This is a genomic window from Mycobacterium sp. SMC-13 (assembly GCF_045311035.1).
In the GTDB taxonomy this organism is placed as follows: domain Bacteria; phylum Actinomycetota; class Actinomycetes; order Mycobacteriales; family Mycobacteriaceae; genus Mycobacterium.
Genome location: NZ_JBJIAI010000007.1, coordinates 141513 through 167789 on the forward strand (window position 1 = coordinate 141513; position 26277 = coordinate 167789).

A 26277-nucleotide genomic window follows, 5' to 3' on the forward strand; every position below is an offset into this window, starting at 1 on the left:
ATCTTCGGACGCCGTCCGGTGCCCGATACCGTCGACAGATGTCCGCGAATCTGGAAGAGACACAGGTCGATTCGCCCCCGCGGAAGTCGCAGCCGTTCAAACCGGCGTTGTTTGTGGCGGTGACGGCGGGGCTGGGGTACGGCTTCGACTCCTACGCCGTGAACATCTACGGCCTGGTCCTGCCCGAGATCAAGAAGACCCTGCAGATCACCGAGGCCCAGGCCGGGTACATCGGGTCGATCTTCCTGGTCGGCTACACCATCGGCACCATCGGTTTCGGTATCGCCGCCGACCGGTGGGGCCGCAAGACCACGCTCGGTGCGTCGATCCTGCTCTACGGCATCACCACGGCACTGGCGGGCATCACCACCAATCTGGCCGCGTTCACCGGCCTGCGCTTCCTCACCGGTGTGGGCGGTGCCGGCGAGCTGGCGGTGGGCGCCCCCTATACCGCCGAGGTGTGGCCGACCAAGACCCGCGCGATCGGGGTGGGCGGCGTGATCTTCTCGTTGTTCTCGCTCGGTTACGTCCTCGCGGCCGCCGTCGCGCTGGTGCTGGTGCCGCGGTTCGGCTGGCAGGCGTCGTTCATCGTGGCGATCGTCCCGGCCATCATCCTGTTCCTTGTCCGCCAGGGCATCACGGAATCACCGCGCTACACCGAGGTCAACGAGACACGGAAGCGCGACGGCATTCCGCGAGCGAAGCTGTGGCAGCTACCTGGCGTACGGCGGCGGCTGGTCGTGGGCTGGCTGATCTACACCGCCAATGCGGTCGGCTACTGGGGCTCGACGCTGTTCCTGACCACCTACATCGTCAAGAGATTCCACGCGTCCACCACCGATGCGATTCGCTACGCCCTGGTGTTCTTCCTGCTGCAGGTCGTCTTCGTCTTCATCGGCACCGCGTTGGCCGACCGCTTCGGCCGCCGGCCCTCGGCGATCCTGGGCGCCGTCATCGAGGCCGGTTCGGCGATCTTGGCGGCCACGTCGGATTCGCTTGCCGAATACCAGGTCTACGGTGCCATCTCCATCGCCACCCTCGGCTGGCTCTGGGGCGTCGGGGACGCGTACATCTCCGAGCTGTTCCCAACCGTGCTGCGCGGCACCGGCTTTGGTGTCGCCGTCGGTGGCGGCCGCATCGTGTCGATCGCCGCGCCGACCGTCGTCGGCTGGGCCATCGGTCATTACGGCGTGCAGACGCCCTATCTGGCGCTGTCCGCCATCTGGCTCCTGACCGTGATCGGTTATCTGTTCGGGCCAGAGACCAAGGGCAAGGAGTTGGACGACCTTGCCGACGAGGCGCTGCTGGCGCGCGCCTGACTACGCCTGCTGGGCGAGCAGCAGGTCACGGATCGGCGAGCGCGTGTGCCGCTGCCACATGGCCTGCACCGGCAGCAGCAGCGGCGGCTGGAGGTCGACGACCGTGACCCGCCCGTCCAGCACCGGCCCCACCGGATGCGTGACGAACGCCACCGCGCCCGTCGTCAACGGCGCGGCCACGGTGGCCGCGCCCTGTACGCGACTCACGACATAGTCCGGCTCGAATCCGGCGCGGCGGCAGGCGCCGAGCAGCAGGTCGCTGTAGTACGACGCGCCGGGCGGTGCCCAGAGTGCGATGCGTTCGTCGGTCAGGTCGGTGAGGTCGACGGCGTCGCGCCCCGCCAAGGGGTGCGAACTCAGCACCGCCACGCGCACCGCGTGATAGCCCAGCACCGCGGTGGCGAGGTCGCGGTCCGGCACCACGCCGCGGCGCAGGGCGAGCTGGATCGAGCCGTCGAGCAGCGCGGGGGACAGCTGATCCGGAAACATCTGGCGGAACGTGAAGGACACGTCGTGGTAGGCGTCGATCACCGGCTCCAGCAGTGCGTACACCTCGACGCTCTCGAGCGCCGGCGTGTGGCCGACGACGTAGTTCTCCCGTGCGGCGCTGGCCGCGCGCTGCACGTGGTCGGTGACGGTGTGGGCGGCGGCCAGGAGGGTGCGCGCATCGCTGTGCAGCTGCCGGCCTGCCGGCGTCAAGGTGACCCGGCGGCCGTCCCGGTCGAAAAGCGTTGCGCCCAGCTCTTTTTCGAGCTGGCGGATCGAGCTGCTGAGCGCCTGCTGGCTCAGGTGCAGCTGGTCGGCGGCGCGGGTGAAGCCGCCCGCGTCGGCGACCGCGAGGAAGTGCTGCAGCCGGCGCAGATCGGGATACGGCCTGGTCATGCCGACCACCCTAACTACAACCATTGCTTGTGGATAGGTAGAAAAGTTTCGTTTCTAATTGTGGTCCGCCGTGGCTAGCGTGGGCCACATGAGCAATCTCGAAGGTAAAACAGCAGTCGTCGCCGCCGGAGCCAAGAACCTGGGCGGCCTGATCAGCACCACCCTCGGTGCCCGCGGCGTCAACGTCGCGGTGCACTACAACAGCGCGGCCACCGAGGCCGACGCCGATCAGACCGTTGCCGCCATCGAGTCCGCCGGCGCCAAGGCCATCAAGGTTCAGGGCGACCTGACCGTTCCCGGCAACGTGGAGAAGCTGTTCGACGCGGCTGTCGAGGCGTTCGGCGGTGTCGACATCGCGATCAACACCGTCGGCAAGGTGCTGCGGAAGCCGATCGTGGAAACCACTGAGGCCGAATACGATTCGATGTTCGACATCAACGCCAAGGCCGCGTACTTCTTCCTGCAGCAGGCGGGCCGCCGGCTCAACGACGGCGGATCGGTGATCACCATCGTGACGGCGCTGCTGGCGGCGTTCACCGACGGTTACAGCACCTACGCCGGCGCCAAGAGCCCCGTCGAGCACTTCACCCGCGCCGCCGCGAAAGAGTTCGCGGCGCGCGGGATCAACGTCAACAACGTGGGTCCGGGGCCCATGGACACGCCGTTCTTCTACGGCCAGGAGACCCCGGAGCGCGTGGCGTTCCACAAGTCGCAGGCGATGGGCGGCCGGCTGACCCTCATCGAGGACATCGCCCCGCTGGTCGTGTTCCTCACCGACGAGGGCCACTGGATCACCGGCCAGACCATCTTCGCCAACGGCGGCTACACCACGCGGTAGTGGCCGAAAGCTCAGCGGCGCCAGAACAAGTGGTGGATGACGCCGCTGGAGCTGGGCACCACGTCGCAGTGGTACCGGTCGAGCAGCTCGTCGGGGGACTCCCAGAGTCGTGAGCCCTCGCCGAGCGTCACGGTGGGGGACACCACGATGTGCAGGGTGTCGATCAGGTCGGCGTCGAGGAACTCCCGGACCGTCGTGGCCCCGCCGCCGATGCGAATGTCCTTGCCCTGCGCGGCCTCTCGGGCCAGTTCCAGCACCTCGGCGGGGGTCGCGTCGACGAAGTGGAATGTGGTGTCCGACAACGTGAACGACGGCCGCAGGTGGTGCGTCATCACGAAAACCGGGGTGTGGAACGGCGGTTCGTCGCCCCACCAGCCCTGCCAGTCGAGCCGCGCCGGCCCGCGGTAGGGGCTGAACTTGCCCGCGCCCATGATCTCGGCGCCGATGTTGTGGTGGAAGTCGCGCACGAGGTGGTCGTCAAGGCCGCGGGTGCCGCCCGGATCGGTGCGGTTGGGCCAGCTGGCGGTGGCGCCGGCCCAGGCGAACATGGTGCCCGGGTCGGCGTGGCCGAAGGGCCGCTCGAAACTCTGCCCGACACCGGCACCGAAGCCGTCCGCCGAGACGTTGAAGTTCTGCACTTTCACCAGTTGCGTCATGTGCGTGTTGACCTCCGGGGTTGGCGAAATTCATCGCGGACAAACAAAACTGCCCCTCGTCCTAAGGAGAGGGGCAGTTTTGTGGTTTGTCGCGTGATTACAGCGCGATGTTCTTGTGGCGACCGCGGCGGGCCGGGGCCTCGGCGAGGGCCTGGGTGATCTTGGACCGGGTGTGGGCCGGGTCGATCTTCTCGTCGACGACGCCGATCTCGATGGCCGAGTCGACGCCACCGGCGATCTTCTCGTGCTCGAGGGCCAGTTCCTCGTGCAGGGCCTCACGCTCGGCGGCGTCCTCGACGGCGGCCAGCTTGCGCTTGTGCAGGATGCCGACGGCGGCCTTGGCGCCCATGACGGCGACCTCGGCGTCCGGCCAGGCGAACACCTTCGTCGCGCCCAGCGACCGCGAGTTCATGGCGATGTACGCGCCGCCGTAGATCTTGCGGGTCACCAGCGTGACGCGGGGGACGACGGCCTCACCGAACGCGTGCAGCAGCTTGGCGCCACGGCGCACGACGCCGCCCCACTCCTGGTCGACACCGGGCAGGTAGCCGGGGACGTCGACCAGAACGATCAGCGGGATGCCGAAGGCGTCGCACAGCCGCACGAAACGTGCTGCCTTCTCGGCGCTTTCGGAGTTCAGGCAGCCGCCCAGACGCAGCGGGTTGTTGGCGATGACGCCGACGGAGCGACCGGCGAGGCGGCCCAGGCCGACCACGATGGACGGCGCCCACTTGGACTGGAACTCTTCGAACGGCACGCCCTCGTCGAGCAGGGCCTCGACGATCGGGTGCACGTCGTACGCGCGACGCGCCGACTCGGGCATGAGGGCCTTGATGTCGGTGTCGCCGGCCTCGGCCTTGGTGCGGTCGAAGTGGCCCTGCTGGCTGAACAGGCCGACCAGGCGACGGCCGCGCTCGTAGCAGTCGAGTTCGTCGTCGGCGACGATGTGGCACACGCCGGACTTCTTGTGGTGGGTGTCGGGGCCACCGAGCGAGACCATGTCGACGTCCTCACCGGTGACGCTGCGGACGACGTCCGGGCCGGTGACGAAGACGCGGCCCTCGGGGGCCATGACGATGACGTCGGTCAGGGCGGGGCCGTAGGCGGCACCACCGGCGGCGAAGCCGACTACCAGCGAAATCTGCGGGATGTAGCCCGAGGCCCGGATCATGGCCTCGAAGACCTGGCCGACCGCGTGCAGCGCGCGCACACCCTCGGCGAGGCGGGCGCCACCGGAGTGCCAGATGCCCACGATGGGGGCCTGCTCGTCGATGGCGGTGTCGTAGGCGCGGACGATGTGCGCGCAGCCGTCAACGCCCATGGCACCACCCATGACGGTGCCGTCGGTGGCGAACGCGATGGTGTGCACGCCGTTGACGGTGCCGGAGGCGGCCAGGACGCCCGACTTGTCGCGCTCGTGCAGCGGCTTGACGCTGCCCGGGTCGAAGAAGGTCGAGAGCCGCAGCAGCGGGTCGCGAGGATCAAGTGATTCGGCGGCCGTCGCCTCAGGTGCCAGGGTCGTCATTCTCTAATCTCCTTGATCTCGCGGTATGCGCTTCGTCGCTCAGTACCGGCCGAATGCGAGTGCGACGTTGTGTCCGCCGAACCCGAACGAGTTGTTGATCGCGTACTTGTAGTCGCCCTGCCGCGGAGCCTTGGAGACCACATCCAGATCGATCTCCGGATCCAGGTTGTCCAGGTTCAGTGTGGGCGGAATTACGCCGTCGCGCAGCGCGAGCACGGTGAGGATGGACTCCACCGCACCAACTGCACCCACCGAGTGGCCCAGCGCCGACTTGGGGGCGTACACCGCCGGCCGGTGGCCCTTCATGGCGTTGTTGATGGCCACGCCCTCGGCGACGTCACCGACGCTGGTGCCGGTCGCGTGCGCGTTGACGTGGTCGATGTCGGACGGCACGAGCCCGGCCAGTTCGATGGCCCGGGTCATGGCGTAGCCGGCCTGCTCACCGTTGGGGTCCGGCGCCACGATGTGGTAGCCGTCCGAGGTGACGCTCGCGCCCATCAGGCGGGCCAGAATGTTGGCGCCGCGGGCCTTGGCGTGTTCCTCGGTCTCGAGCACCAGCATGGCGCCACCCTCGCCGAACACGAAGCCGTTGCGGTCGCGGTCGAACGGGCGGCAGGCACCGGCCGGGTTGTCGTTGGTGTTGGACAGCACGATGCGCATCTGGGCGAACCCGGCGATCGGCACTGCCTCGATCTTGGTTTCGACACCGCCGGTGATGGCGACGTCGGCCTCGCCCAGCACCAGCTGGCGCCAGGCGTTGGCGATGGCTTCGGACCCGGACGCGCAGGCCGAGATCAGGGTGGACACCCCGGCCTTGGCCTTGCGCTCCAGTCCGACAGCGGCCGCCGCCCCGTTGGGCATGTACATCTGCACGACCAGCGGCGAAACCGCTCGCAGGCCGCGCTCGCGCATGCCGTCGTAGGCGAAGACCAGTTCCTCGGTCGAGCCGAGGCCGGTGCCGATCGACACCATCAGTCGTCGGGGGTCAACGTCCGGCGAGCCTGCGTTTTCCCAGACTCGCCGGCCGATGACCGTCGACATTTTCTGCAGATATGACAGCCGACGCAGTTCGACGCGCGTCAGTTCACTGTCGAAATCCTCGTGCAGATGCCCACCGATACGGACGGGAAGGTCGTACTTCTCGATGAAGTCATCTTCGAGAAGACGGATCCCGCTCTGCCCGTCAAGGAGCTTCTGCCACGTGGTTTCGGCATCGGTCGCCAGGGCAGTCGTCATGGCTACACCAGTGACGACCACATTGGGGAGACCATTCCCCGTTGACAACCTCTGTGCGGTTACCCCTGCCATTACTGCTCAATGTCCCTTCGACTTAATAACGCCCAAAGGCCAGGGCGACATTGTGTCCACCGAACCCGAACGAGTTGTTGATGGCGTACTTGTAGTCGCCATAACGAGGCTCGCCCGCAACAACATCGAGATCGATGGCGGGATCCGGCGTCTCGTAGTTGAGCGTCGGGGGGATGACCCCGTCGCGCAACGCGAGCACCGTCAACACGGACTCCAGCGCACCGACCGCACCGATGGAGTGGCCGAGCGCCGACTTCGGCGCGTACACCGCGGCGTTCTGACATCCGGCGACGCGGATGGCATTGGCCTCGGCGGTGTCACCGATCGGGGTGGCAGTGCCGTGGGCATTGACGTGGTCGATGTCCTTGGCGTCCAGCCCCGCGGTCTCCAGTGCACGCTTCATCGCGGCACCGGCACGCACGCCGCCGTCTGCCGGGGCCACCATGTGGAACGCGTCCGAGGTGATACCGGCACCCAGCAGGCGGGCGATCGGCTTGGCGCCACGCGCCAGCGCGTGCTCTTCGGTCTCGATGATCATCATCGCGCCGGCTTCACCGAACACGAAGCCGTCACGATCCTTGTCGAACGGCCGCGACGCACCCGCGGGATCGTCGTTGCGGGTCGACATGGCGCGCATCATCGAGAACGCCGCGATGGGCAGTGCCTCGATGCCGCCTTCCACGCCACCGACGACGGCGAAGTCCGCGTCGCCCATGACGATCTGACGCCAGCCGTGGGCGATGGCCTCAGAACCCGACGAGCACGCCGACACCGGGGTGATGACCCCGGCGCGGGCGCCCAGCTCCAAGCCGGCGACCGCAGCCGCGCCGTTGGGCATGATCATCTGAACGGCGAGCGGGCTGACCTTGCGGATGCCGCCCTCGTTCATGGCGTCGTAGGTTTCGACGATCTTCTCGCCGCCACCGAGACCGGTGCCGATCACGACGGCGAAACGGTCGGGATCGACCTCGGGCGCACCCGCGTTCTTCCACAACCGTCGCGCCAGCACGAGCGACATGCGCTGCACGTACGAGTTACGGCGCAGTTCGACGCGGGTGAGCTCGGCCTCGAGATCGTCGACCAGGTGGCCACCGATACGCACCGGAAGGTCCCACTTGGTGACGAAATCGTCGGTCAACTCACGGATGCCGCTTTCGCCTGCCAGGAGGCCCTTCCACGTGCTCTCGATGTCAGCAGCGAGCGCCGTGGTTGCCTCCACGGCGGTCACCACGACGTTCGGGAAGCCTCCGTTAGCCGTGGAAGGCCTGGTCACTTGCTGAACTTATCGCGCAGCGCGGCAGCAGCCTCGGGGTTCTCTTCCTCGAGCTTCTGGATGTAGGCGACGACGTCACCAACGGTGCGCAGGCCGGCCAGGTCCTCGTCCGGGATCTTCACGCCGTACTTGTCCTCGGTCTGGACGGCGATCTCGACCATCGACAGCGAGTCGATGTCCAGGTCGTCGACGAAGGACTTCTCGGGGGTCACCTCAGACGGCTCGATGCCGGTGACCTCTTCGATGATCTCGGCGAGGCCGGCGATGATTTCTTCTTGACTGGCAGCCACGATGGCTCCTTCTTTTTGTTGTGTCGGCACACCGGATTTGGTGTGCCGGGTCGGTTGATTCGGGTTGGTTGCTTTTCAGGCCTACAGCCCTGTCAGAACTCGGTGAGTCCGTCCAAATCTGCGGGGGTCTTGATGGCGAAGGTGGGCACGCCCTTGACTTCGCGCTTGGCGATACCGGTGAGGGTGCCCGCCGGGGGGAACTCGATGATGCCGGTCACTTCCTGGCCTTCCTGTGCGGCACTGAAGCGCTTCCGCATCGTTTCCGAGCACAGGTCCCAGCGGACCGGGCGGGTCATCTGGGCGACCAGCTTGGCCATGGCGTCCGCGGCGTCGGCGACCGGCTGGCCGTCGGCGTTGGACAGCAGGGTGGTGGTCGGCTCGCTGGGGGTGACTGTCGCCGCGGCAGCCGCGTACGGCTCCTGCGCCGAGCCCATGAAGTGCGTGTGGAAGGCGCCGGCGGTGGCCAGGACACGGACGCGGGCCTTGGCCGGCGGATCCTCGGCCAGCTTCTCCAGCGCCGAGACGGCACCGGCCGCGACGATCTGTCCCGCCGCGTTGCGGTTGGCCGGGACCAGTTCCAGGGCTTCGAGACGTGCGAGTACCTCGGCCTCGTCGCCGCCGAGCACCGCGGCCATGCCGGTGGGCTCCAGGGCGCAGGCCTTGGCCATCTCGGCGCCGCGGGTGGCGGCGAGCTTGATGGCCTCGTCGGCGGAGATGACGCCCGCGATGGCGTAGGCGGCGATCTCGCCGACCGAGTGGCCGGCCACGATCGTGGTGGCGCCGGCCAGGAGGCCGCGCTTGGTCAGCTCTTCGTGTGCGAGCAGCGTGGCCGCGACGACCAGCGGCTGGGTCACCGCGGTGTCGGTGATCTCCTCGGCGGTCGCCGTGGTGCCCAGCTGGGCGAGATCGAGACCGCTGATCTCCGACCAGGTGGCCAGACGGTCAGCCGCACCGGCCAGCTCCAACCATGGGGTGAGCATGCCGGGCGTCTGAGATCCCTGCCCGGGGGCAAGCAGCGCAAGCACAGGTGTTTGAGGCACGGATTAAGAAAACACTGTGAAGCGGGATTTATGCCGTGTAAGAGATTATGAACCTGGTCTTAAAGTTTTGTGGAATGTCTACAAAAACGCACGTTATGCAACGTTGGCGAGACCTGGCTGCGATGTGGATCACAGTGGGGGGTCGATAGCTACCGGCGGGTAGGTTTGCTGTAACTGTGCTGATCAGGCCGTTTGCTGGTTGGCTTGAGCGGGGGTACGGCTCAATCGACCCACTGTCGAGGCCACTCGGAGCACATAGGCGTCCCTGGGCACCATGGGATCGCGGCCGGTGAAGTCGGCGATCCGGCGCAGCCGGTACCGGACGGTGTTTGGATGAACGAACAATTTACGGGCGCACGCTTCTATGGCGCCGCCGGCGTCGAGGTAGGCGTCGAGCGTCTCTGTCAGCGCCGGACCCGCGTCTGCCAGCGGCCGGACGACCTCGAGTTCCAGGGCCGCGATGGCCGTGCGGTCCCCGAGCAGGGCGCGTTCGGGCAGCAGTTCGCGCGCGGCGACGGGGCGCGGTGCACCCGTCCAGCCGCTCACCGCATTCATGCCGGAGATGGCTTCGGTGGCGCTGTAATGGGCGGCTGCCAGCGTGGCGGCGGTCGGGCCGATGACCACCGGGGCGTCGGCGAACACGCCCATCAGTTCGCCCAGGAACCGATCGGTGGGGGCGATCTGTCCGGAGATGATGGCCACCAGCCAGGTGCCGTGGACGTCGGACAGGGCGACGCGACCGTTGCGGCTGGCGACGTCGTGGACGTCCTCGCTGGCCAGATCGGCGCGGTCGGGTTGCGGGTAGCCCACCACGACGGTGGCGGGCGCGGTGGCGTCCCAGTTCAGTGCCGCCGCCTGCGACTGCAGGCTGGTGCCGACGTCGCCACGCACGACAGCGTCGACGACATTGGCCTCCATCCGGGTGTCCCAGGCGCCGCGGGCCTCGGCCTGATCGGCGTACGCGCTGGCGGCAGCGAACGCCAGGTCGCGGCTGTACCGCAGGATGCCGGCGGTCAGTGCCGTCAGCTGTTCCTCGGTGCGGGCCAGTAGCGGCACCACTTCCTCGAAGAACTCCATGGTGGTCCGCACCATCTCCACCGACTGCCGCAGCGCGATGCGGCGCCGCAGATCCTGGGGCACGACCTCGAAGGCCTCCGCGGTGTAGCTGACGTCGCTGTTCGGGTCGCGCATCCACTCGACGAAGTTGACCACGGCGGTCTGCACCACCAGGTGAACACTGGCGCGCTGCGAGGCCTCCAACTCGGCGAAGAACGGCAGGCGCTCTTCGAGGGCGTGCACGGCCTGCGTCGCCAAGGTGCCGGAGTACTGCTTGAGGCGACGCAGCACGGTGTCCGGGACGTTCTCGAGGACTTCGAGCGTCGACTTGGGCGGAACGAACCGCTTACCGCCGTTCGAGTTGTCAGGCATGACTAAAAGCTACGCCTGATTTCTGGAGACTTCTGCCAATCCGGTCGCGCCGAGATGACGGTTCCTGTCGGAAACCGTCATCTCAGCGTCTGCGGACTACGCGCTGCCGGTGTCGGCGTACGACACCTCGGCGGCCGAGACGTCGTCGATCCGGTACTGCTTGGCCGCCGCGACGGCCACCGACGGGTCGATCTCGCCGTCGCGGGCCAGGGCCTCCAGCACCGCCACCACCACCGACTCGGCGTCGGTGTTGAAGTAACGCCGGGCCGCCGGGCGGGTGTCGGAGAAGCCGAACCCGTCGGTGCCGAGCGTGACGTAGGTGTTCGGCACCCACGGCCGGATCTGCTCGGGCACCGCGCGCATCCAGTCGGACACCGCGACCACGGGGCCCGCGGTCTTCGCGAGCTGGGCGGTCACGTACGGGACGCCGGCCTGCTGTTCGGGGTGGCGCAGCGCCTGCCGGTCGATGGCCACGCCGTCGCGGTTCAGCTCACCCCAGCTGGTCACCGACCACACGTCGGCCGCCACATCCCAGTCGGCGGCCAGGATGTCAGCCGCCCGCAGCGCGTCGGGCATCGAGACGCCCGACGCCAGGATCTGCGCCGTGCTGGAGCGCTTCTCCGTCGCGGTGCGGAACCGGTACATGCCGCGCAGCACGCCCTCGGGGTCGAAGTTCTCGGGCTCGGCCGGCTGGACGTACGGCTCGTTGTAGATGGTGATGTAGAAGTAGACGTTCTCGGGGTTGTCGCCGTACATGCGCTCGAGGCCGCTCTCGATGATGTACGCGATCTCGTAGGCGAACGCCGGGTCGTAGGCCACCACCGCGGGGTTGGTCGAGGCCAGCAGCAGCGAGTGACCGTCGGCGTGCTGCAGGCCCTCACCGGTGAGCGTGGTGCGCCCGGCTGTGGCGCCGAGGACGAAGCCGCGGCCCATCTGGTCGGCGGCCGCCCAGAAGCCGTCGCCGGTGCGCTGGAACCCGAACATCGAATAGAAGATGTAGATCGGGATCATCGGCAGGTCGTGCGTGGCGTACGACGTCGACACCGCGGTGAACGACGCCGTCGACCCGGCCTCGTTGATGCCCTCGTGCAGAATCTGGCCGACTTCGGATTCCTTGTACGCCAACATCAGATCCGCATCCACGGCGGTGTAGAGCTGGCCGTTGCGGTTGTAGATCTTGAGGCTCGGGAACCACGAGTCCATGCCGAAGGTGCGGGCCTCGTCGGGAATGATCGGGACGATGCGCGGTCCGATGTTCTTGTCCCGCAACAGTTCTTTGAAGGTTCGCACCGTCGCCATCGTGGTGGCGACGGCCTGGTTGCCCGAGCCCTTCTTGAGCGACTTGTAGACGTCGCGGCCCGGCAGCTGCAGCGGCTTGGACTTGGTGCGCCGCTCCGGCAGGAAGCCGCCGAGCGCCCGGCGCCGGTCGAGCATGTACCGGATTTCCGGCGACTCCGAGCCCGGGTGGTAGTAGGGCGGCAGGTACGGGTTCTCCTCGAGCTGGGCGTCGGTGATCGGCACCCGCGTCGCGTCGCGGAACTTCTTGAGGTCGTCGAGCGCCAGCTTCTTCATCTGGTGCGTCGCGTTGCGGCCCTCGAAGTGGCTGCCCAGGGTGTAGCCCTTGATGGTCTTGGCGAGGATGACGGTCGGCTGGCCCTTGTGCTCCATGGCCGCGCGGTAGGCGGCGTACAGCTTGCGGTAGTCGTGGCCACCGCGCTTGAGGTTCCAGATCTCCTGGTCGGTCATCGGGTCGACCAGCGCCTTGGTGCGGGGGTCGCGGCCGAAGAAGTGGTCGCGGACATACGCGCCGTCATTGGCCTTGTAGGTCTGGTAGTCACCGTCGGGCGTGACGTTCATCAGGTTCACCAGTGCGCCGTCCTTGTCGGCGTGCAGCAGGGCGTCCCACTCGCGGCCCCACACCACCTTGATGACGTTCCAGCCGGCGCCGCGGAAGAACGACTCCAGCTCCTGGATGATCTTGCCGTTGCCGCGGACCGGGCCGTCGAGGCGCTGCAGGTTGCAGTTGACGACGAACGTCAGGTTGTCGAGCGCCTCGTTGGCGGCAACCTGGATCAGGCCGCGGCTCTCGGGCTCGTCCATCTCGCCGTCGCCGAGGAACGCCCACACGTGCTGATCGCTGGTGTCCTTGAGCCCGCGGTCGTGCAGGTAGTGGTTGAAGCGGGCCTGGTAGATGGCGTTCATCGGGCCCAAACCCATTGACACCGTGGGGAATTCCCAGAAATCGGGCATCAGGCGGGGGTGCGGGTACGACGGCAGGCCGCCGCCGAGGCCGGCATGCGAGTGCTCCTGGCGGAAGCCGTCCAGCCGGTGTTCGTCGATGCGGCCCTCGAGGAAGGCGCGGGCGTAGATGCCGGGGGAGGCGTGGCCCTGGATGAAGATCTGGTCGCCGCCGCCCGGGTGGTTCTTGCCGCGGAAGAAGTGGTTGAAGCCGACCTCGTACAGCGAAGCCGACGACGCATACGTCGAAATGTGGCCGCCCACACCGACTCCCGGCCGCTGTGCGCGGTGCACCATGATGGCGGCGTTCCAGCGGATCCAGCGGCGGAAGCGGCGCTCGACCTCTTCGTCACCGGGGAACCACGGCTCCAGATCGGTGGGGATGGTGTTGACGTAGTCGGTGGACGTCAGCGCGGGGATGGACACGCGCATCTCCCGCGAGCGCTCCAACAGCCGAAGCATCAGATACCGCGCACGTGCGGGCCCGGACCGAGCCAACAGGTCGTCGAACGATTCCAGCCATTCGGCGGTCTCGTCCGGGTCGATGTCGGGAAGATACGACGCGACGCCATCACGGATCACCCGAACCCGGTCCGGTTCGGCTGAGGTACTGGAGTTTTGAGCCAGGTCTTGGCGCACGAACTCAGTGGTCAACTGCCACTCCTTGGTATGCGATTTTGGGGATGCTTTTGGCACTGCCCATGGTCCCCCCATCGTTCCGCAGATTAGGCGTTGGGGTGGGCTACCGGCGAGTACGCGTTCGGATGCCTGTGATTGCCGCATCGACCCTGTACGGTCAGCTGATGATGACCAGCGCGGCTAGTGTGTCGCGGCTTCGCGCAGCCGCTTTGGTATCCGGGGCCCTGGCGATGGTCGGGATGATGATCGTCGGCTGCAGTAAGTCCGTCGAAGGCAGCTCCACGGTCGACCAGCCCGGCGCGGCGGCGTACCGCACCTCGGTGTCGCTGTCCGCGGCAGCGTCGGCCAGTTCCAGTTCGTCGAGTGCTTCCGCAGCGGCGACCGAGGCCGCGTGCCAGACGTTCGTCGACACCGGCAAACCGGCGATGCAGGCGGTCAACGCCTACGTCGACGCCGAGAACGCCGGTGGCACCGACGCCGCCAAGCTGCAGGCCGCGGTCGACGCACTGCACCACGCCGCGGACGCGGTGACCAAGAGCGCCACGACGGTGCAGTCCGACACCCTCAAGGCGGCGCTCGCCGGCTGGTCAGCCGCGGCCCAGGCGCTGGCGACGGCGATCAGCACGAACGCGTCGACCTCTGATTTCAATGCGGCGGTCGACTCGTTCAACAACGCCAAGTCGGCCACCGAGACCGCATGCGGGTAACACGTGCGCTGATCTTGTCGATCAAAGATGTGTCTTGCGTCGAATGAATCGTCGTCGCGTGCGACTATTGGGTTCCACACACACGGGCTGCAAACAAGCAGGTTAGAGGAGGACACCGGTGGCCGCGGCGGACGCGCCGAACTACGCCCAGAGACTGGGCATTCACAAAGATCAGATCGTCCAGGAGCTGGGTTGGGACGAGGACACCGACGACGACATCCGCGCTGACATCGAAGATGCGTGCGGCGGAGAGCTTCTCGACGAGGATTCCGACGAAGTCGTGGACGTCGTGCTGCTGTGGTGGCGCGATGACGACGGAGACCTGGTGGACCGTCTGATGGACGCCATCACCCCGCTGGCCGACGACGGCGTGATCTGGGTGGCCACCCCGAAGACCGGCAAGAACGGCCACGTTCAGCCTGCCGAGATCGCCGAGTCGGCGCCTACCGCAGGACTCGTCGTCACCTCGTCGGCCAACCTCGGGGACTGGATCGCCAGCCGCCTGGTGCAGCCCAAGTCGAAGGCCGCGGGCCGGCACTAGTGGTGGTCGGTGCCCTGGCGCCGCGGTCTCGTAGGTCTGACGTGCCCGGCTCTGTGCGATGTTCGTGGGCCACCGTCTGTTTGTGGGCCGCTGTCTGTTTGTGGGCCACTGTCGCCGCGAGTGCAACCACACGGCGGAAAAGCGGCCTGATTTCCGCCACCACGTTGCATTCGCGGGTTGAGTCATGATCGAGGTCGGGTCCGTCGCGCCGGACTTCACTCTCAAAGACCAGCACGGTCGCGCCGTGACGCTGTCGGCGCTGCGCGGCCGGAATGTGCTGCTGGTGTTCTTCCCACTGGCGTTCACCCCGGTGTGTGCGGGGGAGCTCGGCGAGATTCAGGAAAACCTGGCCCGGTACCGCAATGATTCGGTGGAAACGCTGACCATCTCGGTCGGGCCGCCGGCCACTCACAAGGTGTGGGCGCGGGAATCGGGCTTCGAGTTCCCGATCCTGTGCGACTTCTGGCCGCACGGCGCGGTGTCCCAGCTGTACGGGGTTTTCAACGAGGTTTCGGGCTACCCGGACCGGGGCACATTCCTGGTCGACCGGGAGGGCATCGTGCGGTTCGCGGAGTGCACATCGCCCGGCGAGGCGCGGGACCAGCAGGTCTGGGTCGACGCCCTGGCGGCCTTGGACTGATTTTCCCTGACCCGCCATCGGCGTGTAGCGTGCCCGGGGCGGGGCGCGTAGCTCAGTGGTAGAGCTCTGGTTTTACACACCAGCGGTCGGCGGTTCGATACCGTCCGCGCCCACCAACTTTCCCCAGGTAGCGGCTTACTAGTCGACCGGGCTCATGTCGTCGGCACTCCACCGCACCGCGGTGACGGCAGGTGCCTTGATGACATCGGCGAGGGCCGCTTCGATGCGGTGGTCGTCTCGCTCGTCGGCGATGACGGTGGCCGTGATGCGGACTCCTTCGTCATCGGGTAAGTCGACGGCAGAGATGGAGCGCACCGTCAGGTTGGGGTGCGAGATGGCGTCGAAGATGAGGCTCCGGATGTGGAGTTCGGCGCTCGTCGCGCACCGCACCTCGAACCGGTATTCGGCGGAGGACTCTTCGGCGCCCGGGCGGCGGTGACGGTCCAGCGTGCGCCCGACCGGCCGCAGGAAGATGTTGGCGGCGATGACCGCGCAGCTGCCGATCACCGCGGGCAGCATCAGTCCACCGCCGGCCAGGGCGCCGATGGCGGCGGAGGCCCACAGGGTGGCCGCGGTGTTGAGCCCCGAGATCGTGGCGCCCTGCTGCATGATCACGCCGGCACCGAGGAAGCCGATGCCGGACGCCACCTGGGCGGCAACACGGGTTGGGTCGGCGTGTTCGCCTGCGAAGGTGTAGCCGCCCATGATCACGAACAGCGCGGAGCCGAGGCTCACCAGCGCGGTGGTGCGCAACCCGGCGTTGCGGGACCGCCACTGGCGTTCCAGCCCGATCGCTGCGCCGAGGCCCAGGCCGGCGCCGATCCGCAGCGCGATATCCAGTGTGTCGATCACCTTGTGCTCCTGTTGCTTTCGTGCGCCGGGGCGCGCTCTCGGCGCGTCCACGGCTGCGACGGCAGTAGGGGCGGATGATAGGGACGGTGTGCGAACTCAAGGTGAACGGCGGCCGACCCGCCGTTCACCTTGAGGCGCGGATATCGTTGAACCAGTGCGGATTTCGCGTTGCTGAGGTCCGCTGTGAGTTACCTCCCGATGTGCTGGGCGTCAGGCGGCGGCCTGCGACGTCGCCGCGGCCTTCTTGCCCTGGGTCTTCTTGCCGAACTTGGACTTCGGCTTCTTCGGGGCGGTCTGCTTCTCGGCCTTACTGCCGGTGTCCGACGTTCCAGCGCCGGCGTTCGTGTCGGTTGCCGCTCCGGTGGTGTCGGGTTTGGTGTCGGGTTTGGTACCGGAGTCGGTGTCGTGCTTCGTCGTCGAGACGGTGTCGGGTGTCGTTGAATCCTTGGGATCCGTCGGGTCTTTGGTGTCCTTGGGGTCGGTCACCGTTGGCTTGGCCGCTGTCGGCGCAAGCTTGATCGTGGGCTTGACCTTGGTGGTGGTGATCTTCGGTATTGCGGTGGCCTCGACGCCGGCTGCCGCCGTGGGCGTGGTCGTGTCGACCGCCGCGATTGCCGCGGGCTTGGTCGCGAGCGCGTTGGCGATGGTGTTCTGCGCGAAGGCGATTCCGTCGATGACGTTGGCGGCGCCGGTCTTGAGGCCCTGGACGACGAGTTTGGCGCCGTCGACGACGGCTGTGACGAGATTGCCGATGTTGATGGGCAGTAGCGCCGCCACGACGTTCTGAGTGGCGATGATGGCCGAGGTCGCGAAAGCGTTGAATCCGCCGAGCAGACCGGTGCCGAGACCAATCAGCGCTACCGGGACTGCTTGCACCAACGCCTGGTCCACGGCCAGCACGCGTTGGTCGCGCGCGATCATGGACACCAGAATCGGTCCGCCGATGACGGTCACCGCGCCGATCACGCCGGCTTCGACGGTGCCGAGCGCGCCGACGAAGTCGCGGGCCAGAACCTGCTGCGCGACGGTGGTCACGAGTCCCGGGATGGCGGCGATGGTCTGCCCGACGCCCTGGCCTGCTTTGACCAGGCCCGCGCTGATTGTCACGAAGTCGGTGATCTGGTTGGCGACCCACTGCTTGAACGCGGGGAATTCCAGGATGTCGGCGATGGTGGCGGTCAGCTGGATGTCGGGTACCTGGATGTGCGGCACCTGGACGCTGTGGACGATCGGTGCCGGCAGGGCCCTCAATGCTGGTGGCGGGGGAGCGGAGACGATGACGCCCGCGGCCATGACAGCGGCGGCGGTGGGCAGGCTCAGACGGGCGGTGAGTGTATGCATGTGAAAGCTCCTGACCGAGAGTGGAACTCAAGCAATATTGACGGTATCGACAAAATTGTCTCGGTGCTGGGCAATCGCAATGTTCGTGCCGGGATCCGGCCGCGCTCAGTGCTGCGGGCGGTGCTCGTCGGGGTGGAAGCTGCCGGGTGCCATTTTCGGGGCCTCGGGTTCGGCCGACAGGGTGCGGCGCAGGCGCTGGCCCAGTTCGTGGTTCTGCACGGGCTTGCCGACGTGCGGAGCGAGCGCGCGGGCAACGGCCTGTAGTGCGGGCTCGCGGGGCGGGATGGGATAGAAGTGGTCGCCGATGACCAGCCAGCCGTTGCCGCCGGAGGCGGCGCCACCAATCAGCTTGCCGACCAGATCCGGCAGGTGGAGGTCCGCGGGCGTGACGTGCAACTGGGCGATCACCGACACCGTGTTGGCATGTCGGTTGGTGACGTAGATCCGTGATCCGTCGGGCGAAACAGCAACGGCCCCTGCGTAACTCCCGATGCTGACCGTGTCGGTCACGGTCATGGTGGTGGTGTCGATCCGGTTGACGTCGCCCGTCTGCTGGGTGGCGTAGACCGCCGAGCCGTCGGGCGCGACGGCGATGTCGCTGAGTTCCTTGCCGAGCGGGAAGGTGACGCCGCCGATGATCGCACCGGTGGCGGCGTCCACCGCGGTCACCGAGCAGGTGGTGACGCCGAACTCAACCGCGCCCATCACGTAGATGCGACTGTTGTCGGGGCTGACGACGAGTCCGGAGACCGGCTTGCCGACGGAGATGGTGCTGACGACGCTGTGGCTGGTGGTGTCGAGGACAGCTAGCGTGTCCGCGCCGTAGCCCGCCACGTAGAGTCGGGCGCCATTGGGGCTGACGGCCACGTAATACGCCTCGTCGACCTTGATGCTTCCCGTCACTGTATTGGTGGCGGCGTCGATCAGTATGACCTTCGGGTCAGGAGTGCCACTGTCGTCGCCGCCCGACGCGAGGTAGACGGTGGAGCCGTCGGGATGGACAGCCACCATTCCCGCCCACCCCGAAGGGATCAGGGCGGCAATGGATTTCGCGTTGACATCGACCACCGCCACCGCGCCGAAGGTGTTGCAGTACAGCCGAGTACCGTCCGGGTGCACCGTCAACTGCTGGGCGCCCTGCAGTCCGAGGGGTGCGGGCCCGATGGAGTCGATCACCGTATTGGTGACCGTGGCAATCACGGAGATCGTCGGGTTGGCGGTGCTGCCAACGTAGATGCGGTCCCCGCTGGGACTCGACGCCGGCGCGGTGGGACCACCGCCGACCGGGATCGTGGCAATTACCGCAAGCATGGCGAAGGCTCCTCGGACCGCTCGAGTCATCGGGCTGCGCTGCCCGCCGCCAGTGTGGCACCTAGGCGCCGGCTGTGGGCCGAAAGCGCCATCAGGTATCGGCGGACTCCGGGCCGAATTCGTTGGCCAGTACCGCGACTTTGTCGGCGGGGAAGCCACCTCGCCGGGCGTGCTCGCGGACCGCGTTCTCGTCGGGTGCCTCGTGGACGCAATAGATCTTGTCGCCCGCCACGTAGCTGGTGATCCAGCGATAGGGCACCCCGAGGTTCGCCACGACGTCGTTCGACTTCGCCGCGATATCGGACAACTCGGCCTCGGTCAGCTCGCTGGCCCCTGGAATCTCCCGCTCGATGAGGTAGCGCTTCATGATCTCTCCATCTCTGGTTCCGACATCCACGACGGCCGTCGCGGTCGTCTCGAACACTGCACCCGCTCGGTTGCCGCAGCTTTGACGGATTTCTGAAATCGGCTGGTCAGAGCGGTGCGAAACGGCGATCCATGTCCGTCTTGCCGGCCGGCCCTTCACAACTGTTTCAGCCGCACGCAACGGCCCCGGTGCACCTTCGAACCGTCCGATGCTTCGTCGGGCAACGACCTGATGAGGAACGGAGAAGACGGTGTTGGACATGAAGTCAGTCGGTCGGGTGGGTCCGCTGGCGATGGCGCTGGGTATCGGAATCGCGATGCTGCCAACGTCATTCGCATCGCACGAGGAGTCTTCGGAGCTGCCGCGCCACGTCGATGTGGTGACGGTGCGTGCCGCCGTGACGGAGCCGGCCAGGGCGGATGCGGACCGGACGATGCCGGCCTCGCCGCGAACCCCAGTGGAATCCGTTGCGGCGCAGCGGCAGTCAGCGGGGCGTATCGGTGGCGCTCCCGTTGTCGCCAGCCGTCCGGTGCACAACGAACCACGGGTGCGAGTCGCCGGCGACACGGCGCTCGTGTTCGGCCCCGCGGTGCTCGCGTCGGTGGCATCGCGCCCGCCCGTCGGAGATGGGTCGCCGACGGCACTTCAACCGGGCGCGGGCGGCAACCCGCTCGGCGAGCTCATCGGCATCTTCGTCAGCAACGGTGATGCGCCGGGTGAGAACGGCGGCTTGTTGATCGGCAACGGAGCCGACGGCGCGGCAGGCCAGAACGGCGGCCGGGGCGGACTGCTCTTCGGTAACGGCGGCAGGGGCGGTGACGCGACGGCAACTCAGGGCCCGGGCAATGGCGGCAACGCCGGGCTGTTCGGGAATGGCGGTGACGGCGGCGCCGGGGCCAACGCGTCGTCGGCCGACGGCGGGATGGGCCATCCGGGCGGCTCCGGCGGGAACGGCGGCACCATCGCCGGCAATGGGGGCAACGGCGGTCGGGGTGGCAACGCCACCAACGTCGGTACCGCGGTCGGCGGCACCGGCGGGCACGGCGGCAAATCCGGGACATTCGTCGGGACGGGCGGCCGCGGGGGTGATGGCGGCAACGGCGCGAGCAGCCAGGGCCAGGGCATCGGTGGCAGCGGCGGCGCGGGCGGCGACGGTGGATTCTCGGGAACCGGAGGCGCGGGCGGTGCGGGCGGTGGCGGCGCCGGGGTGAGCGCCAGCGGCGGCTACGCCGGTTCCGGTGCGAATTCACAAGTCGGCAGGGGCGGTGCGGGCGGTACCGGTGGCGCGGCATCGTCGACCTCGGGCGCGGCCAAGGCGGGCGGCGGCGGTCACGGCGGCAACAGCGGTCCGTTGGGTACCGGTGGTCGCGGCGGCGACGGGGGAAACGCGACCACGAAGACCGGCACAGCCAAGGGCGGCGACGGTGGTGACGGCGGCAGCCCGCGAGGTACTGGCGGTACCGGCGGCCAGGGCAACAACGGCAACGGCAGCAATGGCAGCAACGGGTAGGTTCGCCGGGCGGCGCCCGGCGATGATTGCCGCGAATGCCGGGCGCCGGGCCGAAACTTGGGGGACGCTGTACGTCGATGGCGGTGGAGTTTCGGGTGCTCGGCGACGTCGAGGTGCTGGTCGATGACCGGCGCCTCGACGTCGGTCATGCACGCCAGCGGTGCGTGCTGGTGGCGTTGCTGGTCGACGTCAACCGTCCGGTGTCGTCTGATCAGCTCATCGACCGGGTGTGGGCCGACGAGCCGCCGCACAAAGCGCGGAATGCGTTGGCGGCGTATATCTCTCGACTACGACAGCTGTTCTCGGAGACCGATGGCGTACAAATCGTCCGGGGCCCCGCCGGCTATGCGCTGCAGGCCGATCCGCGCACCGTGGATGTCCATCTGTTCCGGGACACGCTTGGCCGGGCTCGGACGGCACCGAACCCGGCTGAGGCCGCGGGCCTGTTCGACACCGCACTGCGGCTGTGGCGCGGGGAGCCGTTCGCCACGATCGACACGCCGTGGGCCAACGAGGTACGGGGTTCGCTTGAGGCTGAGCGGTTTTCAGCGGTCCTCGACCGCAATGACGCGGCGCTCGGTGCGGGCCGCCACGGTGAGTTCCTCAACGAGCTGACGACGACGCTGCAGGCGCATCCGCTCGATGAACGGGTGGCCGGACAACTGATGCTGGCGCAGTACCGGTGTGGCCGACAGGCTGCCGCCCTCAAGACGTACCGCGCGATGCGCGAACGGCTCGTCGAGGAATTGGGAGTCGACCCCAGCCCGGCGCTGCAGGCGGTGCAGCAACAGATCCTCGACGGCGATCCGGCGCGGCCCGTCCAGCACCACGCCGCGGCGGCCCCTGCGGCGGCGGAACCGGTGGTGCCGCGGCGCGTCACCCGGCTCGTCGGTCGCGACGACGACGTGCGCCGCGTGATCTCCGCGTTCGATGACGGGCCGGTCGTCACGCTCACTGGAGTCGGCGGCGTCGGCAAGACGCGCCTTGCCCTCGAGACCGCGGCCCGCGAAGAGCGCAATTTCGTTGATGGCGTGTGGGTTTGCGAGTTGGCGCCGCTGAGCGACGGTTCGGCCATCGGCCGCGCCGTGGCCGCCGCGCTGAGGGTGCAGGCCGGCTACGGACAGGACGTCGACGATGCGGTGATCGATCATCTGCGTCCGCTTAAACTGCTGCTGGTCATCGACAACTGCGAGCACGTGCTCACCGCCGCGGCCACCCTGATCGACCGGATCACCTATGAGTGTCCCGGCGTGACGGTGCTGGCCACCAGTCGAGAACCGCTCGGGGTCGAAGCCGAGCGCATCGTGCCGGTGCAGCCGTTGTCTGAGGACGACGCCGCCGAGTTGTTCGTCGACCGGGCCAGGGCCAGCCGGCCCGATTTCGATCCCGACCGCGAGCCGGCGGGCGCTGTGGCGGAAATCTGCCGACGGCTCGACGGAGTGCCATTGGCCATCGAGTTGGCCGCCGCCCGGATGCGGGCCATGTCGAGCGGCGACGTCGCCCGCCGACTGGATCGGTTACGCCTGCTCAGCGGCGGTAAGCGCGGCGCGCACCCGCGTCAGCAGAGTGTCACCGCGACGATCGACTGGTCGTTCCGGCTGCTGTCCGGGGCCGAACAACAGTTGTTCGCGCGGTTGTCGGTGTTCGCGGGTGGGTTCGACCTCGATGCGGTACACGGCGTGTGCGCCGACCCCGGGACCACCGACGACGACGTGTTGGACATGCTGATGGGCCTCGTCGACAAGTCGATGGTCATGGTGCGCACCGGCCCCGGCGGCACCCGCTACGACGTCCTGGAGACACTGCGCGCGTACGGACGGGAACGCTTGCAGGACAACGGGAGCGCAGACGCCGTGGCGTCGCGCCACGCGACGTATTTCGTCGAACTCGCCGAGCGCGCGTCGGCCGGGATGCGCGGCCGCGACGAAGCGGCATGGGTACAGCGGGTCCTACCCAAGGCCGGAACCACTTTCGTCGCACCGGATTTCGATAATCTCCGGACAGCGTTCGAGTTCGCGATGTCGCGCCACGACATCGACCTGGCACTCCGGCTCGCCACGTCGCTGCCGGAGATCCACCTTCGGGTGGGCTATGACCCGATGGACTGGGTGGAGCGGGCGATCCAGGCCGCCGACCGTCACCATCCCTTGTTCCCGGCGGCCGTCGGCACCGTCGCCCGCGGCTATCAGGTGCTCGGGGAGTTCGCGCACGCGCGGGCGATCATCGCGCTGGCCGAAGGCCGCGAGCCGGGCGCGGACGTGTCATTTCTCGCCTACCCCGCCGATGTCCTAGCCGACGTCGCGATGAATGACGGCGATTTATCCACCAGCACTGCCTATTTCGAGGAGCTGTTCTCCGGGGCGGGCGATGGCACCGACCCACTGCGAAGGCTGCTCGCGGCGGAGCGGATCTCGCTCGGGTATCAGGCGATGCGGACCAACGAATCGGCGCTGCCGGCCGCGCGGGAAGCGGTGCGGATCGCGGACGGTGTCGGAAACCCGACAGGACGGGCGTTGGCGCGTTGTGCGCTGGCGCGGGCGCTGTCGGTCAGCCAACCGGACGAGGCGTTGCTGATCATCAGCGATGCCCACGAGCTGGCATCGACCGTGGAGAACACCTGGCTCATCGCCATGGCCGAAATGGAATCGGCGACCATCCATGCCGCCCGCGGTGACCGTCGCGCGGCAGCGCGCGGCTACCACGTCACACTCGAGATGTTCGTGATCGCCGGACCGTCGAAAGTCATTCCGCTGCAGTGGGACAACCTGGGCTGCATAGCGCGGTTCATGTTCCAGGTGGGTGCACTTCCCGAAGCCGCGGCGCTGCATCATGCCGCGGTGGCGGCGGGCCGCCGGCCACCGCTGAGCGCCGACCAGGTGGCCCAGTTGGACGGCGTCGACGTCGCCGTGCCGAGGGGCACCGAGATCGTCGACTACGCGCGTACAGCGCTGCGCCGCTTCATATGAGACGCGCAAAACTTGTCGTACCCTTCTGCTTTGATGGTGTCATGTCCAGCAGCGCAACGGCTTTCGATGTTGAGTCGTCGCCGTGCGAGCGGATGGATGCGTTCTTCGCGGAGATCGGTGAGCTGACCGGTCAGCGCAACGCGATCGATGCGCGGTTGGTGCAGATTGCCGCCGAGATCGACCGGGATGGGCTCTGGGGTGCCACCGGTGCGCGGTCGATGGCGTCGTTGATGGCGTGGAAAACCGGTGTCTCACCGCGCAATGCGGAAGTGATGGTGGCGGTGGCGCACCGGCTCGAGGAGTTCCCGCGCTGCGCGGAGGCGATGCGTGCGGGGCGGTTGTCGCTGGATCAGGTTGGGGTGGTCGCCGAGCATGCCGGCGAGGGTTCTGATGAGCATTACGCGCAGTTCGCCGAGAGCGCCACGGTCACGCAGTTGCGGACTGCGGTGAAACTGGAACCGCGCCCGGAGCCCGAGCCGAAGCCCGAGGTGCCGCGGTCGATCGCCAAGACCACCCATGATGACGGCTCGGTCACGTACAAGATCCGGCTGCCGAAACTGGAAGCGGCGAAGTTCGATGCCGCGCTGGCGTCGCATCAGGATGCGATGGTCGCGGACTGGAAACGCGACCACGAAGACCCCGAAGGGCAAGTGTCGGAGCAGGCACCGCCGTTCCCGAACAGTGTGGATGCGTTCATGAGCGTGGTCGAGGCCGGTTGGGACAGCGATGTCGCACTGCGGCCGCATGGGCAGCGCACCACCGTCGTCGTGCATGCGGACCTCGAACAGCGCACGGCCGCCTTGCATCTGGGGTCGGTGCTCACCGACGAGGAACGCCAACTGCTGTTGTGCGATGCCACCTGCGAGGTGTGGCTCGAGAAACACGGGCAGCCGTTCGGCGTCGGCCGCAGCACCCGCACCATCAGTCGCCGGCTGCGCCGCGCGCTGGAGCACCGCGACCGCTGCTGCCGGGTCCCCGGGTGCGGGGCGACCCGCGGCTTGCATGCCCATCACATCATTCATTGGGAGAACGGCGGGGAGACCGAGCTGCACAACCTGGTGCTGGTGTGCCCGTACCATCACCGGTTGCATCACCAGCGGGTCATCACGATCACCGGGCCGGCTGATCGGCTGGTCGTGACCGATGCTGCGGGCCGCCAGCTCGACGGCGGATCTCTTGCGCGGCCACCCACCTCAGCTCGCCCTGCTGTGCCGCCCTGCCCCGGCCCCACCGGGGAGCGCGCCCAATGGTGGTGGTACCAACCCTTCGAACCACCACCCACACCACCGGCAGCCTAGGAACAGCACCCGTCGCAGACGCCGGGCGCGGTGAAGTCCTTGGTGATCTGCTGACTGATCTGCGTCCGCGCGCCGCCGTCGGCGTCGATGAACGTCGCCGCGGCGTAGATCTCGTCGAGGTCTTCGCCGGTGACCCGGTCGGGGTCGTACCACTTGGTGCCGTCGGCATCGAGGTCGTAGGTACGCACCGAAAGCTCGCGCTGGTATTCCAGTCCGGCAGGGCCGGCCCGGAGAAAACCGCCGGCGTCCGAATGCCGGTGCGGCACTTGCAGGTAGGCGATGCTGCTGTCGCCCTCGTGACCGTGACCGTCGTCGTCCTGCAGGTAGTAGACCATGTGGCCCGGCTTGGCGGGATTGTCGTCGATGTGGATGAGGTAGCCCTCGGCGTCGGCCTGCGTCATCGGGAAGACGCCGCGGATGGTCACCCGGTAGTAGCCGGGCCTGCCGAAGTCCGGGCAGAGGAAAAGCGTTGCGCCGCTGGGCTTGGGCGCCGCGACAGCTGGTGTGGCGGTGGCGGCGGTCACGGCGAGAACGGCCGCGGCGAGTTTTACCGGCCATGAGTGGGTGTTCATTGTCGTATTCCTCGGGTTAGTGGCAGCAGCCGTCGCAGATGCCGGACACCTCGAAATTGCGTGTGATGACCTGCGTCACGGCACGACGTTCACCGCCGCCGCCGTCGCGGAAAGTCGCGACGGCGTAGACCTCGTCGACGTCGTCGTCGGATCCGGGTTGTTTGTAGTCCTCGTTGAAATTCGGTCGGGGCACGACCATTTCGCGCCGATACTCGAGTCCCGCGGGGCCCGCCTGCAGATAGCCCTCACTGGTGGTCTGGGTCGTGGGGTAGAAGCCGTAGCCGATGTCGTAGTCGGAGCCGTTGCCGGGATCGTCGGCCTTGAGCTGAACGCGCAGCCCGCCGGGGCCGGAGCCGCCGGGATGATTGCCGTCGTTCATGTGGATGAGGTAGCCGGCCGCATCGGGTTGTTGCATCGGGTAGGCGCCCTTGACCGTGATCCGGTAGCTGCTGGGGTTTCCGATGTCCTGACAGATGTAGAGCGTGGCACCGTCGGTTTGCGTGGGCGCCGCCGCGGCGGCCCCGGTACCGAGGCCGACGGTCGCCGCGACGGCGGCCAGGCCGGCCAGGTGGTTGATGACGTTCATTGCTGATCTCCTCAGGCAGTGGTTGTTGTCGGCATCACCGTGCGCGGGTGACGTTGCCCGCTGCTGAAGAAGTCGTGAAAGGCGCAGGTGGTCGGCTGGTGCCGCCGGTGCAGACAGTGCGGCACGCGGTGCGTAGACCCTCTGAAACCC

Annotated in this window: 23 protein-coding genes and 1 tRNA gene; 9 read left to right on the top strand and 15 right to left on the bottom strand. The window is 67.7% G+C overall.

Going from position 1 to position 26277, the window contains the following annotated elements:
* Positions 1 to 38: 38 nt before the first annotated feature.
* The gene (locus ACJH6I_RS12670; RefSeq protein ID WP_212812170.1) at positions 39 to 1319 is read left to right on the top strand and encodes an MFS transporter; all 1281 of its coding nucleotides are present in this window, start codon (positions 39 to 41) and stop codon (positions 1317 to 1319) included.
* Here the strand turns inward: ACJH6I_RS12670 and ACJH6I_RS12675 are convergent, their stop codons facing one another.
* Positions 1320 to 2201, bottom strand: coding sequence for a LysR family transcriptional regulator (locus ACJH6I_RS12675; RefSeq protein ID WP_212812169.1), 882 nt, complete (start codon positions 2199 to 2201; stop codon positions 1320 to 1322).
* A gap of 88 nt (positions 2202 to 2289) precedes the next feature.
* On the opposite strand from ACJH6I_RS12675, the gene ACJH6I_RS12680 reads away from it, so the two are divergent.
* Complete coding sequence (locus tag ACJH6I_RS12680) at positions 2290 to 3039, top strand: SDR family oxidoreductase (protein ID WP_212812168.1); 750 nt, start codon at positions 2290 to 2292, stop codon at positions 3037 to 3039.
* 11 nt (positions 3040 to 3050) lie between these two features.
* On the opposite strand, the gene ACJH6I_RS12685 is transcribed toward ACJH6I_RS12680, so the two are convergent.
* The 8 genes from ACJH6I_RS12685 to aceE form a co-directional block, all read right to left on the bottom strand.
* Positions 3051 to 3695, bottom strand: a complete 645-nt coding sequence (locus ACJH6I_RS12685; RefSeq protein ID WP_212812167.1) for a dihydrofolate reductase family protein — start codon at positions 3693 to 3695, stop codon at positions 3051 to 3053.
* A gap of 97 nt (positions 3696 to 3792) precedes the next feature.
* Positions 3793 to 5220, bottom strand: a complete 1428-nt coding sequence (locus ACJH6I_RS12690; RefSeq protein WP_212812166.1) for an acyl-CoA carboxylase subunit beta — start codon at positions 5218 to 5220, stop codon at positions 3793 to 3795.
* Positions 5221 to 5259: 39 nt separating this feature from the next.
* Positions 5260 to 6528 carry a 3-oxoacyl-ACP synthase KasB gene (gene kasB, locus ACJH6I_RS12695; protein WP_212812165.1) on the bottom strand — a complete coding sequence of 423 codons (1269 nt, stop codon included), beginning with the start codon at positions 6526 to 6528 and terminating at the stop codon, positions 5260 to 5262.
* A gap of 22 nt (positions 6529 to 6550) precedes the next feature.
* The gene (kasA, locus tag ACJH6I_RS12700; protein WP_212812164.1) at positions 6551 to 7801 is read right to left on the bottom strand and encodes a 3-oxoacyl-ACP synthase KasA; all 1251 of its coding nucleotides are present in this window, start codon (positions 7799 to 7801) and stop codon (positions 6551 to 6553) included.
* Positions 7798 to 8091, bottom strand: a complete 294-nt coding sequence (gene acpM / locus ACJH6I_RS12705; RefSeq protein ID WP_061006272.1) for a meromycolate extension acyl carrier protein AcpM — start codon at positions 8089 to 8091, stop codon at positions 7798 to 7800. Before acpM ends, kasA begins: the two co-directional genes overlap by 4 nt.
* Positions 8092 to 8183: 92 nt before the next feature.
* A complete protein-coding gene (locus ACJH6I_RS12710; protein WP_212814883.1) occupies positions 8184 to 9116 on the bottom strand; it encodes an ACP S-malonyltransferase in 933 nt (310 codons plus the stop codon).
* Positions 9117 to 9314: 198 nt separating this feature from the next.
* A complete protein-coding gene (locus ACJH6I_RS12715; RefSeq protein ID WP_406784144.1) occupies positions 9315 to 10559 on the bottom strand; it encodes a PucR family transcriptional regulator in 1245 nt (414 codons plus the stop codon).
* Between the two features lie 96 nt (positions 10560 to 10655).
* Positions 10656 to 13451 carry a pyruvate dehydrogenase (acetyl-transferring), homodimeric type gene (gene aceE / locus ACJH6I_RS12720; protein WP_318985244.1) on the bottom strand — a complete coding sequence of 932 codons (2796 nt, stop codon included), beginning with the start codon at positions 13449 to 13451 and terminating at the stop codon, positions 10656 to 10658.
* 152 nt (positions 13452 to 13603) lie between these two features.
* Between aceE and ACJH6I_RS12725 the strand changes: the two genes are divergently transcribed.
* The 4 genes from ACJH6I_RS12725 (at position 13604) to ACJH6I_RS12740 (ending at position 15440) form a co-directional block, all read left to right on the top strand.
* Positions 13604 to 14143: a hypothetical protein gene (locus ACJH6I_RS12725; protein ID WP_212812161.1), complete on the top strand. Its 540-nt coding sequence runs from the start codon at positions 13604 to 13606 to the stop codon at positions 14141 to 14143.
* Between the two features lie 118 nt (positions 14144 to 14261).
* Positions 14262 to 14684, top strand: coding sequence for a DUF3052 domain-containing protein (locus tag ACJH6I_RS12730; RefSeq protein WP_064979978.1), 423 nt, complete (start codon positions 14262 to 14264; stop codon positions 14682 to 14684).
* Between the two features lie 184 nt (positions 14685 to 14868).
* The gene (locus ACJH6I_RS12735) at positions 14869 to 15324 is read left to right on the top strand and encodes a peroxiredoxin (protein WP_212812160.1); all 456 of its coding nucleotides are present in this window, start codon (positions 14869 to 14871) and stop codon (positions 15322 to 15324) included.
* Positions 15325 to 15365: 41 nt separating this feature from the next.
* Positions 15366 to 15440 (top strand) — tRNA-Val (locus ACJH6I_RS12740).
* 22 nt (positions 15441 to 15462) lie between these two features.
* Here the strand turns inward: ACJH6I_RS12740 and ACJH6I_RS12745 are convergent.
* The 4 genes from ACJH6I_RS12745 to ACJH6I_RS12760 all read right to left on the bottom strand — a co-directional run bounded on the left by ACJH6I_RS12745 (position 15463) and on the right by ACJH6I_RS12760 (position 19195).
* Positions 15463 to 16173 carry an MgtC/SapB family protein gene (locus ACJH6I_RS12745; protein WP_029105869.1) on the bottom strand — a complete coding sequence of 237 codons (711 nt, stop codon included), beginning with the start codon at positions 16171 to 16173 and terminating at the stop codon, positions 15463 to 15465.
* Positions 16174 to 16386: 213 nt separating this feature from the next.
* Positions 16387 to 17517 carry a hypothetical protein gene (locus tag ACJH6I_RS12750; RefSeq protein WP_406774979.1) on the bottom strand — a complete coding sequence of 377 codons (1131 nt, stop codon included), beginning with the start codon at positions 17515 to 17517 and terminating at the stop codon, positions 16387 to 16389.
* 105 nt (positions 17518 to 17622) lie between these two features.
* Entirely contained in the window at positions 17623 to 18828 is a 1206-nt protein-coding gene (locus tag ACJH6I_RS12755; protein WP_406784145.1) for a hypothetical protein, read from the bottom strand.
* 91 nt (positions 18829 to 18919) lie between these two features.
* Positions 18920 to 19195 (bottom strand): DUF4242 domain-containing protein, encoded by a 276-nt coding sequence (locus ACJH6I_RS12760; RefSeq protein ID WP_318985242.1) that lies wholly within the window; start codon positions 19193 to 19195, stop codon positions 18920 to 18922.
* A 259-nt stretch (positions 19196 to 19454) separates the two neighbouring features.
* Between ACJH6I_RS12760 and ACJH6I_RS12765 the strand changes: the two genes are divergently transcribed.
* The 3 genes from ACJH6I_RS12765 (at position 19455) to ACJH6I_RS12775 (ending at position 24969) form a co-directional block, all read left to right on the top strand.
* Positions 19455 to 20705 carry a PGRS repeat-containing protein gene (locus ACJH6I_RS12765; protein WP_318985241.1) on the top strand — a complete coding sequence of 417 codons (1251 nt, stop codon included), beginning with the start codon at positions 19455 to 19457 and terminating at the stop codon, positions 20703 to 20705.
* 77 nt (positions 20706 to 20782) lie between these two features.
* The gene (locus ACJH6I_RS12770; RefSeq protein ID WP_318985240.1) at positions 20783 to 23671 is read left to right on the top strand and encodes a BTAD domain-containing putative transcriptional regulator; all 2889 of its coding nucleotides are present in this window, start codon (positions 20783 to 20785) and stop codon (positions 23669 to 23671) included.
* 41 nt (positions 23672 to 23712) lie between these two features.
* Positions 23713 to 24969 carry an HNH endonuclease signature motif containing protein gene (locus ACJH6I_RS12775; RefSeq protein ID WP_318985239.1) on the top strand — a complete coding sequence of 419 codons (1257 nt, stop codon included), beginning with the start codon at positions 23713 to 23715 and terminating at the stop codon, positions 24967 to 24969.
* Here the strand turns inward: ACJH6I_RS12775 and ACJH6I_RS12780 are convergent.
* Together ACJH6I_RS12780 and ACJH6I_RS12785 are read right to left on the bottom strand one after the other, a co-directional pair.
* On the bottom strand, positions 24966 to 25541 hold the full coding sequence (locus ACJH6I_RS12780) for a hypothetical protein (protein WP_318985238.1): 576 nt from the start codon (positions 25539 to 25541) through the stop codon (positions 24966 to 24968). The genes ACJH6I_RS12775 and ACJH6I_RS12780 overlap by 4 nt on opposite strands.
* A 16-nt stretch (positions 25542 to 25557) precedes the next feature.
* A complete protein-coding gene (locus ACJH6I_RS12785) occupies positions 25558 to 26127 on the bottom strand; it encodes a hypothetical protein (protein ID WP_318985237.1) in 570 nt (189 codons plus the stop codon).
* Positions 26128 to 26277 lie beyond the last annotated feature (150 nt).

Excerpts from the sequence above, each read along its gene's own strand:
- ACJH6I_RS12670 (WP_212812170.1), top strand. The coding sequence starts at position 39 with ATGTCCGCGAATCTGGAAGAGACACAGGTCGATTCGCCCCCGCGGAAG.
- ACJH6I_RS12675 (WP_212812169.1), bottom strand. The coding sequence starts at position 2,201 with ATGACCAGGCCGTATCCCGATCTGCGCCGGCTGCAGCACTTCCTCGCG.
- ACJH6I_RS12680 (WP_212812168.1), top strand. The coding sequence starts at position 2,290 with ATGAGCAATCTCGAAGGTAAAACAGCAGTCGTCGCCGCCGGAGCCAAG.
- ACJH6I_RS12685 (WP_212812167.1), bottom strand. The coding sequence starts at position 3,695 with ATGACGCAACTGGTGAAAGTGCAGAACTTCAACGTCTCGGCGGACGGC.
- ACJH6I_RS12690 (WP_212812166.1), bottom strand. The coding sequence starts at position 5,220 with ATGACGACCCTGGCACCTGAGGCGACGGCCGCCGAATCACTTGATCCT.
- kasB (WP_212812165.1), bottom strand. The coding sequence starts at position 6,528 with ATGGCAGGGGTAACCGCACAGAGGTTGTCAACGGGGAATGGTCTCCCC.
- ACJH6I_RS12715 (WP_406784144.1), bottom strand. The coding sequence starts at position 10,559 with ATGCCTGACAACTCGAACGGCGGTAAGCGGTTCGTTCCGCCCAAGTCG.
- ACJH6I_RS12725 (WP_212812161.1), top strand. The coding sequence starts at position 13,604 with ATGACCAGCGCGGCTAGTGTGTCGCGGCTTCGCGCAGCCGCTTTGGTA.
- ACJH6I_RS12735 (WP_212812160.1), top strand. The coding sequence starts at position 14,869 with ATGATCGAGGTCGGGTCCGTCGCGCCGGACTTCACTCTCAAAGACCAG.
- ACJH6I_RS12750 (WP_406774979.1), bottom strand. The coding sequence starts at position 17,517 with ATGCATACACTCACCGCCCGTCTGAGCCTGCCCACCGCCGCCGCTGTC.
- ACJH6I_RS12755 (WP_406784145.1), bottom strand. The coding sequence starts at position 18,828 with ATGCTTGCGGTAATTGCCACGATCCCGGTCGGCGGTGGTCCCACCGCG.
- ACJH6I_RS12760 (WP_318985242.1), bottom strand. The coding sequence starts at position 19,195 with ATGAAGCGCTACCTCATCGAGCGGGAGATTCCAGGGGCCAGCGAGCTG.
- ACJH6I_RS12765 (WP_318985241.1), top strand. The coding sequence starts at position 19,455 with ATGAAGTCAGTCGGTCGGGTGGGTCCGCTGGCGATGGCGCTGGGTATC.
- ACJH6I_RS12770 (WP_318985240.1), top strand. The coding sequence starts at position 20,783 with ATGGCGGTGGAGTTTCGGGTGCTCGGCGACGTCGAGGTGCTGGTCGAT.
- ACJH6I_RS12775 (WP_318985239.1), top strand. The coding sequence starts at position 23,713 with ATGTCCAGCAGCGCAACGGCTTTCGATGTTGAGTCGTCGCCGTGCGAG.
- ACJH6I_RS12780 (WP_318985238.1), bottom strand. The coding sequence starts at position 25,541 with ATGAACACCCACTCATGGCCGGTAAAACTCGCCGCGGCCGTTCTCGCC.
- ACJH6I_RS12785 (WP_318985237.1), bottom strand. The coding sequence starts at position 26,127 with ATGAACGTCATCAACCACCTGGCCGGCCTGGCCGCCGTCGCGGCGACC.